15 protein-coding genes are annotated in these 16,959 nt (G+C 64.2%); 4 read left to right on the top strand and 11 right to left on the bottom strand.

Annotated features, from left to right (window positions below):
• Positions 1 to 2: 2 nt before the first annotated feature.
• The 5 genes from H3005_RS17580 to H3005_RS17600 form a co-directional block, all read right to left on the bottom strand.
• Entirely contained in the window at positions 3 to 971 is a 969-nt protein-coding gene (locus tag H3005_RS17580; RefSeq protein ID WP_191078669.1) for a polysaccharide deacetylase family protein, read from the bottom strand.
• Between the two features lie 90 nt (positions 972 to 1,061).
• Positions 1,062 to 1,601, bottom strand: a complete 540-nt coding sequence (locus H3005_RS17585; RefSeq protein WP_223880313.1) for an RNA 2'-phosphotransferase — start codon at positions 1,599 to 1,601, stop codon at positions 1,062 to 1,064.
• Positions 1,602 to 1,663: 62 nt separating this feature from the next.
• Positions 1,664 to 2,308: a hypothetical protein gene (locus tag H3005_RS17590; RefSeq protein WP_191078671.1), complete on the bottom strand. Its 645-nt coding sequence runs from the start codon at positions 2,306 to 2,308 to the stop codon at positions 1,664 to 1,666.
• Positions 2,309 to 2,482: 174 nt separating this feature from the next.
• Positions 2,483 to 2,653: a hypothetical protein gene (locus H3005_RS17595; protein WP_099782623.1), complete on the bottom strand. Its 171-nt coding sequence runs from the start codon at positions 2,651 to 2,653 to the stop codon at positions 2,483 to 2,485.
• A 24-nt stretch (positions 2,654 to 2,677) separates the two neighbouring features.
• Positions 2,678 to 3,490, bottom strand: a complete 813-nt coding sequence (locus H3005_RS17600; RefSeq protein WP_191078672.1) for an alpha/beta hydrolase — start codon at positions 3,488 to 3,490, stop codon at positions 2,678 to 2,680.
• A 223-nt stretch (positions 3,491 to 3,713) separates the two neighbouring features.
• Here H3005_RS17600 and H3005_RS17605 point away from each other — a divergent pair, with 223 nt between their 5' ends.
• Positions 3,714 to 4,193: a nuclear transport factor 2 family protein gene (locus H3005_RS17605; protein WP_191078673.1), complete on the top strand. Its 480-nt coding sequence runs from the start codon at positions 3,714 to 3,716 to the stop codon at positions 4,191 to 4,193.
• Between the two features lie 22 nt (positions 4,194 to 4,215).
• On the opposite strand, the gene H3005_RS17610 is transcribed toward H3005_RS17605, so the two are convergent.
• On the bottom strand, positions 4,216 to 4,674 hold the full coding sequence (locus H3005_RS17610) for a hypothetical protein (protein WP_223880314.1): 459 nt from the start codon (positions 4,672 to 4,674) through the stop codon (positions 4,216 to 4,218).
• Positions 4,675 to 4,908: 234 nt separating this feature from the next.
• On the opposite strand from H3005_RS17610, the gene H3005_RS17615 reads away from it, so the two are divergent.
• A complete protein-coding gene (locus H3005_RS17615) occupies positions 4,909 to 5,307 on the top strand; it encodes an XVIPCD domain-containing protein (protein WP_223880315.1) in 399 nt (132 codons plus the stop codon).
• A gap of 251 nt (positions 5,308 to 5,558) precedes the next feature.
• On the opposite strand, the gene H3005_RS17620 is transcribed toward H3005_RS17615, so the two are convergent.
• From H3005_RS17620 to H3005_RS17630, 3 genes are all read right to left on the bottom strand, one after another.
• Positions 5,559 to 6,134 (bottom strand): hypothetical protein, encoded by a 576-nt coding sequence (locus H3005_RS17620; protein WP_191078676.1) that lies wholly within the window; start codon positions 6,132 to 6,134, stop codon positions 5,559 to 5,561.
• A gap of 144 nt (positions 6,135 to 6,278) precedes the next feature.
• A complete protein-coding gene (locus H3005_RS17625) occupies positions 6,279 to 7,427 on the bottom strand; it encodes a YncE family protein (protein WP_191078677.1) in 1,149 nt (382 codons plus the stop codon).
• Between the two features lie 166 nt (positions 7,428 to 7,593).
• Positions 7,594 to 8,520 carry an XVIPCD domain-containing protein gene (locus H3005_RS17630; RefSeq protein WP_191078678.1) on the bottom strand — a complete coding sequence of 309 codons (927 nt, stop codon included), beginning with the start codon at positions 8,518 to 8,520 and terminating at the stop codon, positions 7,594 to 7,596.
• 492 nt (positions 8,521 to 9,012) lie between these two features.
• On the opposite strand from H3005_RS17630, the gene H3005_RS17635 reads away from it, so the two are divergent.
• Positions 9,013 to 9,522: a hypothetical protein gene (locus H3005_RS17635; RefSeq protein WP_191078679.1), complete on the top strand. Its 510-nt coding sequence runs from the start codon at positions 9,013 to 9,015 to the stop codon at positions 9,520 to 9,522.
• A 241-nt stretch (positions 9,523 to 9,763) separates the two neighbouring features.
• Positions 9,764 to 12,508 carry an XVIPCD domain-containing protein gene (locus H3005_RS17640; RefSeq protein ID WP_191078680.1) on the top strand — a complete coding sequence of 915 codons (2,745 nt, stop codon included), beginning with the start codon at positions 9,764 to 9,766 and terminating at the stop codon, positions 12,506 to 12,508.
• 33 nt (positions 12,509 to 12,541) lie between these two features.
• Here H3005_RS17640 and H3005_RS17645 read toward each other — a convergent pair whose 3' ends face one another.
• Together H3005_RS17645 and H3005_RS17650 are read right to left on the bottom strand one after the other, a co-directional pair.
• Positions 12,542 to 13,141, bottom strand: a complete 600-nt coding sequence (locus tag H3005_RS17645) for a hypothetical protein (RefSeq protein WP_191078681.1) — start codon at positions 13,139 to 13,141, stop codon at positions 12,542 to 12,544.
• A gap of 392 nt (positions 13,142 to 13,533) precedes the next feature.
• Positions 13,534 to 16,944, bottom strand: coding sequence for an XVIPCD domain-containing protein (locus tag H3005_RS17650; RefSeq protein ID WP_191078682.1), 3,411 nt, complete (start codon positions 16,942 to 16,944; stop codon positions 13,534 to 13,536).
• Positions 16,945 to 16,959: the final 15 nt, after the last annotated feature.

Below are 16,959 nucleotides of genomic sequence, written 5' to 3' on the forward strand. Positions count from 1 at the left end.
CCTCACTCGCCATCCACCTTGGCCAGCTTCATCACCCACTTCGGCACTTCCGGCTCGCCGGCGTAGAACTCCTTGGGCTTGTTCTCGGCCATCGCCCAGCGGTGCAGCCAGCTAGGCCCATAGCGGCCGCTGTAGCCCTCGGCACCGCGCGCATAGGCGGGATCGCGCACGGCCTCCTGCAGCGACACGAAGCGATAGCCACGACGCTTGGTGGCCGCCACCAGCTCGGCAAAGGTCGCCGCGTTGAGTTCGTTGGCATGCATCAGCCACACCTGTGGCACCGCATACCCCAGCAGCGCCAGCGACTGCTTCTCGTAGTAATCCACCTTGTTCAGCATGTACGGCACATAGCCCTTGCGCAGGCTCGCCAGCGTTGCCTCGCGCTCAGGTGAGTCGGGCTGCTCGTTCATCACGTTGGCGTAAGCGAAGGCCCACACCCACTCACCGTTGTCGACCGTCACCGGCGCCACGCGGTAGCCGTGCTGCTTGAAGAACACGTCCATCGCCGCGCGATCTTCCGCCGTACGCCCCGCACGCAGATACGGATGACGCATCCACTGTGGCGCCTGCCCGCGCTCGGCCAGCAGCGGTCGCAACACCTGCTCGCCGCGCAGGAAATCCTGCTGGAATGCCGGCACGCCCTTGGCATTGAGGTCCATGTGCGACCAGGTGTGGTTGCCCAGCTCGTAGCCGGCATCCAGCCAGTCGCGCAGCATCTGCACGCGCGCCGGCTGAACCTTGCCATCCACTTCCAGCTTGTTTTCGTTGACGAAGCCGATCACTGGCACGTCAGCCTGGCGCAGCTGCGCCATCAGTGCGGCATGACGCGCCTGCAGATCGGCCGGCACGATCTCATCCAGGCGCGCCCACGGCAGATCGTCAATGGTCACCGCAATGCGCCGATCGACCTCGGCAGCGTGGACGGTGAGAGACAACAACAGCAACGGCAACGCACGCAGGAACAGACGCATCGGTACATCCATGGGATGAGGATGCAGCGACTGTAGCGCGATTGCGCCTTGCAGCCGAGTGTGGGCGCGGCGTTGCGGCGCCGGGCCGAGTCAGTCGGCGATGTACTTCGGCGGCACGTGGCCGGTCAACCACACGCCATTGGCGGAGCGGTAGAAGACATGCCCTTCAGCATGCATGCGCCCGGCGTGCACGCTGAGAATGACCGGTGCACCGCGGCGAGCGCCAACCTGGTGGGCCGTCTCCCGGTCCAGTGACAGATGCACGTGCTGGCGCTCGCCCGCACGCAGGCCCTGCTCGCGGATCGAGCCCACGAAGCGCGGCACCGTGCCGTGGTACAGCCACTGCGGCGGCTCAACCGGCACCAGTCCAAGATCGACCGTGACCGAATGCCCCTGGTTCGCGCGGATGCGCTGGCCATCATCGCTCAGTGCAAAGCGTTGCTTGTTGCAGGTCGCCACGATGTGCTGCAGTCCGGCATGATCGAGCGTCTGCCCATGTGCAGCCAGCTTCTGCAGGAGCTCATCGACGTTGGCCCAGCCTTGGCCGTCCAGGATCAACCCGATTTTTTCGGGTTCATGGCGCAGCACCAGGCTGAGGAACTTGCTGGTGTGCTTGGATGAAGTTTCCATGTTCATCCGCATAGAGTGCCGTAAATGCCGAGGTTGGTGCCAGTCAGCGGTCCGCGCAGGCGTTAAAACCGGTTCGCTTGCGAAGTAATGCGCCATAGCCACAGACCAACCACCATCGCTGCCAGCAACAACCCACACAGGATGATGGCCAGCGCGTCAGGCGCGTGCGGCGGCACAAGGTCTGCCCTGGCGAAGAGCTGCAGCAACCATTGCCGCATCGAGGACGGCAGCTCATGTCCATCCGGTGCCAGATCTGTCATGCACGCAGCCGGCAGTGCTGTGGTGATGCCTTCCCACACATGCTCATACAGCCGCAGCATCGCGCTGGCCAGCAGCAGCGCCGCCGCGTGCAGGGCAAGCAGGCCCCATGCACTGCGGCGTAGCGGCGCATCAACGTGGCGCAGCCAGTGCACGCAGACCAGGAGCGTACCCAGCAGAGCAAGCACCAGCGCTGCCATCGGCAACCAGCACAGTGGCTGCCAATCATCCAGCGCACCGGCACGCGCCAGCAGATGCTCGGCCACGTGCAGGCGCGCGCCCGGATCGGTGCCACCGCAAGCCAGCGACAGTGGCTCCAGCAGCAGGTCCACGCGGTGATGGAAGTAACCTGCGGCCAAGCCGACCGACAGCAGCGCCACCACCTGCAGCAGCAACAACATCAGGCCAGCGCCGAAGAAGCGCCCGAGGCGGGCAGTGAAGGCAGTCATCGGTGTATCCCCAGCGAGTGACGCGCATGCTAGCCAAGCCAACGGCCGCTGTCGGCTGGCAGATGCGACACCATCGCGGATGACGCGCGATCATGTCCGCTGCATATGCGGTGCACGCGGGAGTGTTGCCGATGGTGGGGCTGTATCTGTTACTGCGGCGCGTCAGGTGGCGCGTCAACCACGCGGCAGTTTCGCCGCCCACATGTTGTCCACCAGGTTCGGGTAACGACGCCCGTTCTCCTCTGCCCGCTGCCGCGCCGCCGCCTTCTGCGCCTCCGTCAGAGGCTGCGTCTTCTGGCCCTTCGGGTTGGGCTTCTTCCAGGGCGGCGTGCGGGCAGTAGGCATGTGCGGATGATGCCGTAGTCGGTGTTACTTCTTCAGGAATTCCAGCAGGGCCAGATTGAAATCATCAGCGTGGCTGGTGTTGCAGCCATGCGGCGCATGCTTCAGCACCACCACCTCGCTGCCGGCGATGGCCGCGTGTGTGCGCTTGCCCGAACCTTCGAACGGCACCGTGGCATCGCTGTCACCGTGCAGCACCAGCGTCGGTACCGTCACCTTCTTCAGGTCCGCACGGAAATCGGTGGTGGCGAACGCCTTCATGCACCCCAGCGCGGCGTTCTGGTCGGACTGATGGGCGAGTGCGATGGCGGCCTGGCGCTCGTCCTCGGTGACCATCAGCTTGCGGTCGGCACTGAAGAAGTCACGCGTGAAGCCATCGAAGAACGCTTCGCGGTCTTTCTCCAGTCCCTGGCGCATCTCATCGGCCTTTTCCTGGGTCAGCGGCCCGTCCGGGTTGTCCGCGCCCTTCAGCAGGTACGGCGGCACAGCCGAAGCGAACACCACGCTGTGCAGGCGATCCTCACCATGGTTGGCGATGTAGCGCGCCACCTCGCCACCGCCCATCGAGAAGCCGACCAGGGTCACGTCGCGCAGGTCACGCTCGTCGATCAGGCCGGCCAGATCAGCGGCCAAGGTGTCGTACTCGTAGCCATCGGCAGGCTTTTCGGAGCGACCGAAGCCGCGGCGGTCGTAGCTGATCACGCGGTAACCCGCATCACGCAGCAAGGGCACCTGGGCTTTCCATGCTTCGGCCGACAACGGCCAGCCGTGGATCAGGATCACCGGCCGGCCGGTGCCGCCGGTGTCTTCAATGTGCAGGCGGACGGAGGAGGTAGGCATGGGAGCTCCGGGGGGAATGAGGAACCCAGCCTAGGCACTCGCGACGGAGACGCCCGTGATGGAATTGGCTCAGGCCATGACATCGCGTACACGGGTGCCGGGCCGCACAGGTTCACACCCGCCAGTGCGGCATTGGTCGGGCCCTGGCCCCGTTTCGTCAGCGCCCGCTTACGGTGAGACGGCCCCCGTGCCAGTCTGCGCCGGTCCTCAACGGAGCCATGCCATGCTGCTCGCCCTGCCCCTGCTCGCCGCCGCAGTCGCCGGCACCTCCCCCGCCAGCGACACCCTGCGCGAGCAGATCCGCGCAGCCGACACGCAACTGTTCGCCGCAGCGTTCGACAGCTGCGACGCCGACAAAGCCGCCGCGATGACCACCGAGGACATGGAGTTCTTCCATGACAAGGATGGCAAGTCCGCCAGCAGTCGCGCCGACTTCCGCCGCAGCGTGGCCAACCTGTGCGACAACGCGCGCAAGGGCGGCTGGCACCTGCGGCGCGAGCTGGTGGAGAGCTCGCTGCAGGTCTTTCCGCTGCAGGATGATCGCGCCCTGGAAATCGGCGACCACCGCTTCCATGAGCGTGGCACCGATGGCGTTGAACGCTGGACCGGCCAGGCCCGTTTCATCCAGATCTGGCGACGGGTGAACGGTCAATGGCAGGCCGAGCGCGTGATCAGCTACGACCACCGCCCAGCGGACAAATGATCGTCAGCCGCGCAGCGTCCGCTCAGTCACGCAGGTTGATGGCGCGCGTCAGCATCCAGCAGCCGTAACGTCGCGCAAAGGTGTAGGTGTCTCGCTCGGTGTCGCTACCGAAGGTCACGCGCTGCCCGTTGTCATCGATCGGCTCGATCTGCGTGGGCGCGTTGTAGGTGCCCGCGCGCATGCGCTCCAGCGCAACCGGATCACGGCTGACCGGCGAAGGCACGAACAGATCGAACGCAGCGAGGTAGCGGTAACTGAAACGTTTCAATCGCGCGGCGCCCTGTTCCAGCACGACGTGCGTGGGCGCCAGCCCCTCGTGGTCGTCGCGCACGGTGTGCATGGGCACCTCGTACTCAAGCGGGTCCGAGGTGTAGCGCAGGCGCACCCGGTCATCGGCCGGATCGGCAAAGCGTTGCAGGAAACGCGTGAAGTCCTGCGATGGACAGGCGGGATCGTCCGCTGCTACCGGCGTGTCAGCCACCGCACTACCGGCGCAGGCCCACAGCCCCACGCCCAGCAGCAACCGCGCGGCCGCCTGTCCCCGTATCCGGATTGTCTCCCCGTGCACCATGCTCTCCCCCGCTGCCATTGCACCGGACGCCATCCCCTGCGTCGCCGGGCCACAGGCTAGCAACAAAGCGGTTACCGGCGCAGCCTGCGACCGATTTACACTGGCCACATCCGGCCACACGGTAGCGGCCACATGGAGCCCCCAATGACCCCTGACGATTCCCTTCACCAGCAGATCCGCCAGAACGTGGCCGCACTGGACGAGAAGCACGGCCGCGAGTTCGATGCCACCAGCGAGAACGTGGCGGCCAGCCTGGCCGTCAAGGCCCGTGAACAGGGCCTGGAACGCGCCGACCACGTGGTGGTGAGCAACGCCACGGCCAATCACCCGGCCGGCCACAACATCTTCGTGGTGCAGGGCGACCCGGCCAACCCGGCGCATCTGCGGGCGATGCTGCCGACTGCCGTGGCCGCGCAGACGCCGGCCGAGGAGTCGCTTCAGAAACTGGGGTTGGGTGGGCAGCCGCCGGTGCAGGCTGAGCAGCAGACGCTGGATGCACAGGTACAGGATCAGCAGCAGAATCCTGCGCATCGTCTGGGGTGAGAACCGCCAGGCGTCGAAGTCTTCGACGCCTCTGTGGCATCGGCCGATATCAGCCCGCTCGCGGCTGGGACTGCTGCGTCTGCTGTTGGTTAATTACCAGGCAGACGAGCAACATGCACACGCACACGCGCTGTGTACTGCTGAACCTCCGGCTTCACCTGCACGGTACGAACCCTGTAGGCGGTAGCGCGCATGAACGTCTACGGGCAGCGCAATTCGGACAAGGGGTCGGCTCTACAACTTGAGGATAGCTATTTGCCTACAGGTCGCGCTGCATGTACCCGCACCCGAGCCGAGTAGTGCTGCAATTCCGGCGTGGTCTGTACGGTACGAACCTGTACGCGATAGCGGTTGTTGGACTGCAGCGGCAGAGCGACCACGCTCAGCAGGTAGTGGCCCGCGCTACCCATGTGGGGGGATGTGTAGCGCCATTCGCTGGATGCATGCCACTCGGGAAGTGACTTGCCTGCATTCAGCACGCCGGCCTGGTAGCTGTCGTAGGTGGGAACATCTTTCCAGACATCGGCGCCCCATTGCTGCAGGGTTACCTCGAATGGGACCTTCAATCTGCCTACGTCAGGCTCTTCGTTCGTGACCGGTCCGTACCGTTGCAACTCCAACTCCAGCGCATAGGTGCGGCCTGGATCGAAATTGCGCGCATTCGCTTCGAACTCGAACCGCACCTCTTGGCCCGGCTGATCCACCGTAATCGGTTGCGTCAGTTCCAGCGGTTCCGGCGGCTCCGGGATGCGGCTGGGACAGGCGCCGAGCACGGAGCTCAAGATGATCAACAGGCCGACGCGCAGCCAGCGGTGGATACCCAGCATGATTCAGACCCTTTGGCTCCCTGCCATGGGCTTCAACCCTAGCGGGTTGGCGGTGGGCACTGCAACCGGGCAAAGAAAAAGGCAGGGTCTGCACCCTGCCTTCTTCACGCGCCAGGACGCCGGGCGTGGCCCAGCGTCATCGCATCACAGCTGAATCCGCGCCACGCTCTCTTCCGAGCCCTTGGCATCCTTTTCACCGTTCTTGATGCTGACGTACAGCACGTTGTTCTTCGCATCCAGCGCCAGGCTGTTCGGGTGCGTCGGCACGGCGTAGGTGGCCACCTTCTGGTAACTGTCGCTGTTGTACGCGGTCACCGTACCGGCTTCGCGGTTGGTCACGTACAGACGCTTGCGCGGTGCATCCAACAGGATGCCCAGCGGGCCGGCGTCGGTCGGGATGCTGGCCAGTTCCTTGCCGTTGCTGCGGTCGAGCACCAGCACGCGCTGGCCAGGATGCTTGCTGACCAGCCCGCTGCTCTTGGCCTGGTAACCACGCAGCATTTCCGAGCCCTGGTCGGTCACGAACAGTCGCTTGCCTGCCGGATCCAGCGCGATGTTCATCGGCTGCTCGGCGGCGATCTTGTGCTGGGCCTCCACCTTGTTGGAGTCGGTGCCGACCACCACCAGATCGGCCAGCAGGTTGCTGGTGTACACGCGCTTGTTGGCGGCATCCAACGCCAGGCCCGGCGCCTTGGCATTGCCCAGGCCCGGAATGGTGTTGATCACCTTCAGCGTGGTGGTATCGATCACGAACAGCACGCTGCTCACATCGGGCTGGCTGCTGTGGCCGGTCACGTACAGGCGGTTGGCGGCGCTGTCGACCACCAGCTCGCGCAGGTCGTGGGTGTAGGCGGCCTTGCCGTCCTTGCCGATCTTCTTCTCCATCAGCTGCACGGTGCCGACGGCCTTGTTCTGCGCAGTATCGACCACGGTCACCGACAGGTCCACGGTGTTGCCCACGTACAGGCGGTTGTGGGCGTCATCCAGCACCACGCCGAACGCCTTGCGCTCCAGCGGGATGCGGGTTTCCACGGCGAGCGTAGTGGGGTTCAGGCGCAGCACCTGGGCCGGGCCGGCGTCATCGCCGAAGCCGCCGGACGAGGCAACGAACACCGCGTTCTGCTTGGGGCTGTAGGCTAGCTCGTACAGGCCCTGGGCGACGGCCTGGCGCTGCACGGCAGTGGCGGGGCTGGTGGCGGTGGCGGCGTCAGCGGCGAAGGCGGTCGGAGCGCCAAGGCTCAGCGACACGGCAACGGCCAGCGCGGCCGAACGGAAAAGGGAATTGCGGATCATGCGAGCGTCCTTCAATGGGCACGGAGGGTGTCCTGGCTCGCGGGGCCGTTCTTCGACGGCCCGGCCCTGCATCTGTCTGCGCGGGGTGGGGCTGGCTGGGTAGCGGGGGAATGGTAGCAGGTGGGGCCCGTGGCGTCCGCCTGCGGATGCATGGCGGACGCGCGGATTACTGCTCCTTCAACCGCAGCGAATCGGCCACATCGGTCTGTGCCGCAACCTCGGTAGCGATGCTCGCGCGTCGATGCCCAGGGTCATCGCGGTCACCCTGCACGATGAAGATGCTCTCGGCCTCATGGCTGCTCTTCGTCGGCCGGCTGAGCAGCACGTGGTCCACGCGGGACAGGTTGTTCTGCTTGGCCAGCACAAGCAGGCTGGCGCTGATGCGCTGGCTGGTGTCGTCGAAGGTACGGCCGTGGCTGGCGTCCAGTTCGGCCACCTTCTGGATCAATTGCGCGAACAGCCGGTGGTCCGGGTGCGAGGGATCCAGCAGCGTGCCCGCCACTTCCATCGGGCTGGGCGGCGGCTCGTGGCTCGGGCGACCGCCTTCGCGGTGCAGCTCGGCCTCGCGCTCGGGCATCGGGTGGTGCTGTTCGCCATTCAACTCACTGGTCGGGTACGGCGCAGCGATGCACTGGATTTCCGGCAGGTTGAACAGCACCGCGAACTCGCCCAGGTCACTGCCTCCGTCCAGCGGCGCCGGCTGTGAATGCAAGCCGGCGTAGTGCAGTGCGGCCCAGACGAAATCGCTGCAGCGGTTGATGGTGGCGGGTCGATCGACATCGAACTCGAACTCGGCCGGTTCCTCGGCGAAATCGCGCAGGCACCCGTAGTGCTCCTCGCTGATTTCCAGGGTGCGGCTGTAGTACGGGTCGCGGTGCTCGTCGGCGTCGTCGTGCACGACCTCGGCGTACTGCACACCGGCAGGGTTCTCACCGGGCGGCAGGTGCGGCGGTGCGAAGCCGTAGCTGTGCGCTTCCTCGCCTGCGGTGGTCTGGAAATACATGTGGCCGCGCGGTGAGCTGCCGCCGCTGTTCAGCGGGGTGCCGGGCGCGGCCAGAAAGAGGGTTACCGTGTAGCGAGTTGCTTGCTCCATGCCTGCTCAGCCTTGTTGGGTACTGCGGTCCTGGCTGGATGATGGCATAGGTGGGTTCGCGGGCAGGTGGAGGCGGCCTGGGTGACGGGATTGGCTCGCTGAATGTGTGAACCAGCGAACATTCCGCTAGCCCATGGGAGCTGGAATGTGGAGTGTGGCGGTAGTGGGTCGTATAGTCATGAAATACAGAGCAATGGAATTGCTGATGAACACATCCTTGTCAATCTCCGCGCCGCAACTGGCGAAGGATTTACCCACCGGACGGGACCGCCAGCAGAAGCCGATCTGTCGCGATTGGCCAAGAAAGATCCTTACGGGTACTGATCTCCGCCACAGACGCGACGCCAGTTCCAGACCCTGCGCTGTTCTGGCCGGAATCGGGTTACGGCGAACGACGTGATCTCCTACTCTGCCGTCTTACGCCTATAGGCGGAAGCCAGCAGAGTGAAGGCACGGCACATCCATCATCAATGCCAGCTTCAGGAAAAGAAAATGCCCATTGAGTTCAGGCCGGATTCCAACTCAGCATTCGACGCATCTAGCGCAGTAAGAATTTCCTTCCCAAGAGTCCTGCCTGCCACCCTGTCCGACGGGAGCGAAGTCATTGAGTACCAATATACGTTCCGTCATGACGGAGAGCGGATTGCTTCGCTTGGCATCTTCGGCACTGAAGCGCTAGCGGTTCACGGAAACAGCCGCGAGCGAATTTACACCTTAGATCTTAGTGCCAGTGAAATACTGAATTCGATCATCGATTTCAAGGAAGAAATAGGAAACAAGGAGGATGTGTCGGCATTCATCCGCGCTGTTGCACAGGGGCTGGTTAATGTTTTTTCCAATCAACCCAGCATCTTTGAGAGCATTCGCTACATCGCCGTAGCTCGGATTGATTCATTGAACCAACTCGGCATCGCGACACTTGATGACAGCCTGAAGCTGCGCGATGGAGTAGTACTCTTGGCCAGCCTGCTTGTTCCGCAGAAGCGGGCTGAGGCCGGGTGATATGCCACAGTTCCCTTTTGAAAAATTCGTGCTGACGACGCTGAAGCCCGCCACAGATGGGAGCAGTGGTGCACGACTCACAGACCAGCAGAAGGCAGAGGTGGTCGAGTACCTGAAGTCCCCGGGATCAGGCCCCGATCGACTAACGAGCTACGAAGAATTCGTAAACTCTAGGATGCGCAACTTTCCTGCCGCACTGCCGCCCGGCGTTGACTATGTGGCGTTCTCTGGAACGGACAGGTTGAACAAGGGCAACTATTTCAACGCGACGGACTACGGAAAGAGTTTGCAAGGACGCACCGGCATCATCGGGGATAGTCCGTGGGGAAAGTACATTGAAGAGGTGGTCAATAAACCCGCAGACCATCCCGATTTCCACGCGATTGCGGGCAAGTTTCAGGCATTCATGGATGCACGAGGCTTCAAGCCGATGGGCACCGGCATTGGTGCGTTACAGGACATGATGTGGAACGCCGGCAGTCCCCGGTTCTTCGAGAACGCCATCTCTACGGGCAAGCCGCTTGTCGCCTTCGTGGACGGCGCGCCCCCAGAACGAGGGTTCAGCAACTTCGAACTCACCACTGCCTTGGAACACCCCCACGTTCGCATCAATGGCTATCCCGTAAGCGCCTTCGGTGCCGACCCACTCACCTTCGTGAGCCAATCTGCCGCCGAGTACCAAACCCTCGAGCGCACCCTCGCACAGCACGCCACCACGAACACCGGTCATGCGGTCGATGTGGCCCAGGTGCGCCTGCACCTCAAGCCCATCGACGGCTATGACGCCGTCAGCAAGACGCTTTTCGAAAAACCGCTGCACGACTTCAGTTCACTCAATCTCAGCGAGATGTCGACCACCCGCGCGGATTGGGTCGCTGCTCGCTCGGCGCTGTCTACCGGGCCTCGTCTGTTCGCCGATCTGCCTGAGCCAACTCCGCATTCAACGCTGCAACCGGGCGCGCCACGCGGGCCTCCGGGTGCGGCAACAGCAGCCGAAGCTGTACCCCACGGCGTAAACCCCGGCATGAAGGCCTTGGGCGTTGCCGGCGTCGCCTTGATGGCGCACGACTTCGCCACCTCCGGCCATAAATGGGTGGAGCTGAACTCGCAAGGCAACACCGCAGGTGCAGATTCCACCTCGGCGCATTTCGTCGGCCGCAACCTGGGTGGCGCGCTGGGCGGCTTCGCAGCAGGTGCAGGCATTGGCCTCGTATCCGGCTCGTGGACGGGCCCGGGCGCTGTCGTCGCTGGCATCGGTGGCGGTGTGCTGGGCGCCCATCTGGGTGAGAAGTGGGCCGAACAGAAGGACATCGAGCGGGTCTATATCCAGCAGGATCCATTGCAGCGCACCTGGGCGCGCAACCCGGCAGACCCGGATGGCCGCTGGCTGCGCAGCGCCAAGCAACAGCAAGTTCAGAGCGCTGATCTGGGGACTGGCGTGGAAGTACGGCCAGTACAAACGGCGCAGGGCGCCGATGTCACCTTCAGCGCCGACTATGTGGCCACTGGCACGCTGGAGCGCCAATTGAACAGGCAGGCCGCCCGCGCCTCCTACGAACTGGGCCTGGCCAACCTGCCGCCGCCACGGGATCCCTATCGACTGAGTGCCAGCGGCTTGAAAGAGCCGCCACCCAGCGCCTTCGAGACCGGAAGGGAGTTCGTACGCGACACCGTATCGCGGCAATGGGAGCTGGAGATAAAGGAGGTCGTAGATGGGCGCACGCCTATCACGCGACGCGAGCCTGTTCCGCCGGAACGCGAACCCGTCTTGGATGAGCAGTCGCGCACAGTCATCGCGCAGAACGCGGCCAACACCAAGGCGGCGGTGGCCGCGCGCTACATGGTGGCCCACGAGCAGGGCCGCTGGAGCGATTTCGGCGACGCCCAGAACCCATCCGTTCCGCAGGCAATCCGCGATGCGCAGGATAGCGCCAATACCCTGCGCGCAAGTGACGGTCGTAGCTACAGTCGCCAGGCGGATGGCCAATGGCTGCACGAAGGCGTGGTCTACAGCAGCCAGGCCAACCGCAACCTCAGCGACGAGCTGGAGATCACCTGGCAGAGCCAGAACGCCGGCATTGCGGACATAGGCAGGATGGCCGAGCAGATCAAGGCCACCGTGCACATCGCGCCTGAGGGTGTGCGCGGGCAGGTGGAATCGCTGTACGCGAAACATGGCATTCCGCGCACCGAGGAGCAGCTTGCCACCACCACCGCCGCAGTTGAACAGAATCTTGCCGCCGTTGGAAAACAGGCCGACATCACGCTGGAGCTGATGCCCGACCCACGCACGCACTCGCCCAGCCCGGACAGCGCCATCGCCTCCTTCGGCACTGCAGCGGGGAACCGCATGGTGCTGACCTCCACCACCACCGTGGAGGACATGGCGAGGATGCAATCGGTCCATCGGTCGCCATCCCCTCCCCTGCCGCAGGCAGAGGGACAGCAACGCGAACAACCGACTATCCCCGCCGTGGTGCAAGAGCAGGAACACCCCGCCCATGCGGTGCACGACCACGCCCGCAAGGCCGTGGAGGGTTCCCAGACCGCAGGCGGCCCGCTGTCGCCGGGTCACCCTGACCACCCACTCTACGAGCAGATACGTGACGGTGTTGCGGCACTGGATGCCAAACACGGGCGCAGCTTCGACGCGATCAGCGAGCGGATGAGCGCCAGCCTGTTGGTGCTGGCCAAAGACAACGATCTGTCGCGCGTAGACCACGTGCTGCTGAGCAACGCGACCATGCAGAACCCTGCCGGACACACGGTATTTCTGGTGCAGGGTGAGTTGAATGATCCCTCGCATGCACGGGCCTCGATGCCGACGGCGCAGGCCGCTCAGACTCCAGTCGAGCAATCTCTGCAGCAGTACGAGAGCGTGAGCCAGGATGCCCAGCAGCGCGCCATGAGCCGTGAGCTTGAGCAGCAGTCACAGGAAGAGCGCATGCAGCAGGAAGTGAGGGGACGGGCGGCGAGTATGGGGTGATCGCCACGCGCGAGGCCTTGGCTGGCACCGGCTCTATTTCACGTTGTAGTTGGCGACGAGAAGCTCGATGTTGAGATGTGCAACTTCCGGGTTGTCCTGAAGGTTGGTCACCTTCAGCCGGTACTTCCCCGCCGTCAGATCCCCTGAATCGGCACGGGCCACCTCGTATTCCCGGTAGGCCAGTGACATGTCGTACTTTCCTACATTGACCAGACTGTTCGAATCCGCACCGACGGCATTCCTGTATTCGAACACATCGCCCTTGGCCGGCTGATATCGGCTGCCCTGCCCGACGGCGGGCAGATCACGATTCAACTCCTGCAGCGTGATGGGCGTCTCGGTGCCGCCATCCAACTTCCACAACTGCACCTTCAGGGGAATCCGGGCGTGTTCAAGGAAGTCGACATCCCCCGGTTTCATGTCCGGGCGCTTGGGCGGCCCGCCGGTACGGAAGCCGATGAGGAAGGTGCGAGGTTTGGGGTCTTTCTCCCAGGGCGGCGGCAGCTCAAAACGCGCCTCTACCGTCGCACCCGCGTGGACCAGATCCATCGGCTTGGCGACGGGGAAACCATCGCCGTACATCTGGGGGGCTTGGGTGCCACAGCCACCCATCAGCAGTGGCAGCAGCACCATCCATGGCCTCAGTAGGTGTCGCATCCATTCCTCACATTCGGGCACTCACTTGTCGGCAGTTTATACACCGCACTGACCGGCAGGACCTGAACTGGCTTCACACAACCCGGGGGGGGATGCGGATGACCTTCCGAAGAACATTGCGCGGGCAAGCTCTGGAGATAGCAGGCACGCGATGGTTGCGACGTCAACGCGTGTGTGGGAACTGGATTGCGTGGCGCTGGATGCACTCGGACAGTGGCGCTTGGCGCCCACCGAGCGCGAATGTTCAGCCGTGGCGGTGCGGGTGAGGGTGAGTGTGAGTGTGATACTCAGGATGCACGGACGTTGATTCCCAGCACATGAGATGCCCCAGGCTCAACCTTTCCTGCCCGCAGGAAGATGATCAGTGATCATCCCCCTCCGCTGGCCGCACGAATCTGGATCTCATGTTGTACGCGCTGATCCTCCAACTGCTGCTCCATCTGGTTGGCAATAGCACGCTGCTGCGCCTCGCGACTGACCGCATCGAACTGCTGCATCGAGTCTTCCACCGATGTCTGCGCCGCCAGTTCGGTAGGCATGGCAGCGCGATGATGCGCCGGATCACTTGGCTCTCCCTGCACCACGAACAGCGTGTGCCCAGCCGGATGCTCCCTGGTGGCGTTGCTCACCAGCACATGATCCACACGCTCCAGGTCGTTGTCCTTGGCCAGCACCAACAGGCTGGCGGTCACCCGTTCGCTCACTTCGTCGAAGCTACGCCCGTGGCGGGCATCCAGCGCTTCCACGCCCTCGCGTATCTGCTGGTAAAGCGCGTGATCCGGATGGCCCGGCAGGGTCGGGTCGCTCCGCGGGTCACGCGGGGGCAGCGCGTCATCGACATCCGGCACCGAGACGTCGGCCTGGTACCGCGCGGGTTCTGCCACCGGCTCGATGGATGATTCGAGTTTGCTCTCCTGCAGCACCAGGTCCGGCCGCTCGGACTCCGCCTGAGGGGTGGCGTGCGCAGCGGCAGGCGACTGTATTTGCGCTTCAGGCTCCGGCGTCCTCAGTTCGACCGGCTGGGCGGGCGATGAGTGCTCCGCGACCAGTGGCGCCTGTTCCGGCACTGGCTCGGGCCTCGGCTCCAATGGCTGTACTGCGCTGTTGAGCGACGAAACGTCTGGGATTTCGACAGCCTGTTCGGAAACGTGCGTAGCGGTGAGCGGCTCTGCCGCACGGGTCGGGGTGGCGTCCACTACTGCCTCGTGCGAAGCCCCCTGCCCTGGCATTTCCTGCTTGACGGGCTCAGCGGCCACCGCTGGCGTCACCGCGGAAGTGGCGGTCTGCGCCGGCAGTGGAACGTCCGCCACGCGGGGCTCCGGCTCGGGCGGCGGCGTCTGTACCTCTGGCTCGCGTCGCGGCGGCTGTTCACGCTGCTCGGCGTGCTGCGTGCGCTCAGGTGTTTCAGGTTCAGGGATTGATGCCGGCACTACCACCGTCGATGGCGTTGCAGCCACCGGCTCCGTCGCTATGGGCGGGCGATGCAGGGCCTCCTCGCGTTGCGCATCGGCCACAGCATCGCGGGCATCGGAGGGCGCAGGTGCGTCGCTCTGAACATGCTGTGCGGCCGTGCGTGCTACCTGCCCGGCATCCACCGTCGCCGCGCCTTGACGATTGGCCTCCTGCAGGGCCTGCTGGTAAGCCTCCCGCTCGCGGGGGGATAGCGCCGCGATACGCAACTCAGGCGATTCCGGCACGGGCGCCTGTTCGGCAGCGCGTGCACGAACCTCGCTCCACGCCGCCTGCAGTTCTACTGTCGTGGTGGTCGCCACCGCCCGCGCCACCCCATCCTGCCCCACCTGGTAATGGGTGATCGGCCTTGATTCGCCTGCGTTACCTGCAACGGACGGCCCAAGCTCCTGCATCGTCGGGCCAGTGATGCCGTGCTGCTCGCGAGTGCGCGTGGTGGCCAGTTCGATCGCCTGCTCCCACACGGGGGTAAGCGCGATGCCCGCAGAGTAGTAGCTGTGCCGCAGCTCGTTCTGGTTCATCTCCGCAGCAGAAGGCAGCGGCCGCGCCTCCAACGCAGCGATGGTCTCGTTGAACCGCTCGAGCGATGGTTGCTGGATCGTGCGGGTCAGTTCCAGCTCCAGCGCCATATTGCCTTGCGCTGTTTGCCCGGCGCGTGTCCATTGCCCCGCCTCATCGCGTTGGTAGCGCTGGTTGTCCGAGCCAAGAACGGCGTCGCTCCTGGCGCGGGCCTGTTCCACCACTTCGGGCACCAGCGGTACGAAGTCGCTGGCGCGGGTGGCGGCGCGCGTCTCCAGGTAGCTGGCGGCGATGGCGGCCTTGCCGTTGGCGATGTTGTTCTCGATACGTTGCACCGCCTCGCGATTCAACTCGTTGGCGCGCTCGGGGCTGGCGGTCTGCGTCTCGTAGACACCCCGGTCGTTTACGCCGGATACGCCCACCTTGACCTGTCGCGTCCACTGCTCGGTCTGCGCATCACGATGCCAGTTGGGATTGTCCAGACGGCCCTCGCCCTCCCGTGCCGGAATGCTGAAGGGGTCCTGCGGCGGCGGTGCCTTACCCAGCGCCAGCTCCACCGCTTTTACATTGGCATACGCGCCCAGTTCGCGGGCCTTCTCGTAGCTGGCGCCCACGCTGCGCTCAGCGGGATTACCCACGCCATCGCCCGTGCTGTCCATGAACGCCTGGCGCTGCCAGTTGAGGCCATTGAACTGCCACGGAACGTCGGCCCTGTCGGTCTGCCGATAGATGGCGCGGTTGTCGAGCAGATCGGCGCCCTTGTCAAACGCCTTGCTCATCAGCAGCGCATCGCCCGCGACGATGGCCGCAGGGACGAAACTGGAGGTGCCGATCACCGATGCGGTGGCCATGCCGCCGATCCAGCCACCGCCGTTGCGCGCCAGGGCGTGGGTGAGCTCGGACTGGGCGGCGGTGCCGTTGCCTTCTTCCAGCAGCTGCGAGGTGCGGCGGGCGGTGATGACGGCGTCGGCGCCAGAGGCGAGCAGGCCGCCGGAGCGGATCAGTTGGCTGGAGGAGGCTTCCCCGAGGAGGAGGTCCATGGTGATACCGCCTTGCTGCAAGCGAGGCGCACGAATGCGATAGGCAGCCTCTTCACCTAGCACACGCTCCACTTTCAGGATGCCGGGCTCCGACATGGCAATCCGACCAGATTGTTGCGCATCGGAGATCGCCGCAGACAAGCTGTTCTTCTGAAGCTCAAGATCACCTCCTTTAGTCAGCTTGGTGCCGAACTGATCGTGGACTTCCAGCAAGGCCACAATGCGTGATTCAGTTCTGGTCACTAGAAGATGCATTCGCTCGTCTGGACTCATGCCAGTCAACGCACCGTACTGCACGGAGTGGACCTGCGCGTAGTGATCGACACTCCCGAAGAATGCCTGCGTTCGTGGCCTGATGGCATCCGAATCCATGCCAAGAGGGGCGTTCGTGTAAAGATCACCATTGACTAGGCCAATCGTCATTGTGTCGCGAAGGCCGTTGACCTGAGCTGCCACGCGCTGCATCGCAGCCACGTCACCGCGAAGCGCAGCTTGGCCGTCTGGTGATGCCTCGATCAGCTCCAGAGAAAAGGTGATTCCGTTTTGATAGTCCTTGATCGGCCCCCCGCCATGAGGGGAAACACCCATGGCAGCAGCGAGCCTCTTGTCTGCCGGCATGTAGAGCAGGTTCTCGAACACGTCCTTCTCAACGAGCTCTGCGTCCACCAATGCCTGCAGAAAATCGTTGTTATTGAAGGTTTGTTGCTCAAGCACATGGTGCTTCTGGAGAATCGGACTGTTGCGCGGCATAGAGCGACCTCTTCC

This window comes from Stenotrophomonas sp. Br8 (genome assembly GCF_014763005.1).
Classification (GTDB): Bacteria; Pseudomonadota; Gammaproteobacteria; order Xanthomonadales; family Xanthomonadaceae; genus Stenotrophomonas; species Stenotrophomonas lactitubi.

Excerpts from the sequence above, each read along its gene's own strand:
- H3005_RS17580 (WP_191078669.1), bottom strand. The coding sequence starts at position 971 with ATGCGTCTGTTCCTGCGTGCGTTGCCGTTGCTGTTGTTGTCTCTCACC.
- H3005_RS17585 (WP_223880313.1), bottom strand. The coding sequence starts at position 1,601 with ATGGAAACTTCATCCAAGCACACCAGCAAGTTCCTCAGCCTGGTGCTG.
- H3005_RS17590 (WP_191078671.1), bottom strand. The coding sequence starts at position 2,308 with ATGACTGCCTTCACTGCCCGCCTCGGGCGCTTCTTCGGCGCTGGCCTG.
- H3005_RS17595 (WP_099782623.1), bottom strand. The coding sequence starts at position 2,653 with ATGCCTACTGCCCGCACGCCGCCCTGGAAGAAGCCCAACCCGAAGGGC.
- H3005_RS17600 (WP_191078672.1), bottom strand. The coding sequence starts at position 3,490 with ATGCCTACCTCCTCCGTCCGCCTGCACATTGAAGACACCGGCGGCACC.
- H3005_RS17605 (WP_191078673.1), top strand. The coding sequence starts at position 3,714 with ATGCTGCTCGCCCTGCCCCTGCTCGCCGCCGCAGTCGCCGGCACCTCC.
- H3005_RS17615 (WP_223880315.1), top strand. The coding sequence starts at position 4,909 with ATGACCCCTGACGATTCCCTTCACCAGCAGATCCGCCAGAACGTGGCC.
- H3005_RS17620 (WP_191078676.1), bottom strand. The coding sequence starts at position 6,134 with ATGCTGGGTATCCACCGCTGGCTGCGCGTCGGCCTGTTGATCATCTTG.
- H3005_RS17625 (WP_191078677.1), bottom strand. The coding sequence starts at position 7,427 with ATGATCCGCAATTCCCTTTTCCGTTCGGCCGCGCTGGCCGTTGCCGTG.
- H3005_RS17630 (WP_191078678.1), bottom strand. The coding sequence starts at position 8,520 with ATGGAGCAAGCAACTCGCTACACGGTAACCCTCTTTCTGGCCGCGCCC.
- H3005_RS17635 (WP_191078679.1), top strand. The coding sequence starts at position 9,013 with ATGCCCATTGAGTTCAGGCCGGATTCCAACTCAGCATTCGACGCATCT.
- H3005_RS17645 (WP_191078681.1), bottom strand. The coding sequence starts at position 13,141 with ATGGTGCTGCTGCCACTGCTGATGGGTGGCTGTGGCACCCAAGCCCCC.
- H3005_RS17650 (WP_191078682.1), bottom strand. The coding sequence starts at position 16,944 with ATGCCGCGCAACAGTCCGATTCTCCAGAAGCACCATGTGCTTGAGCAA.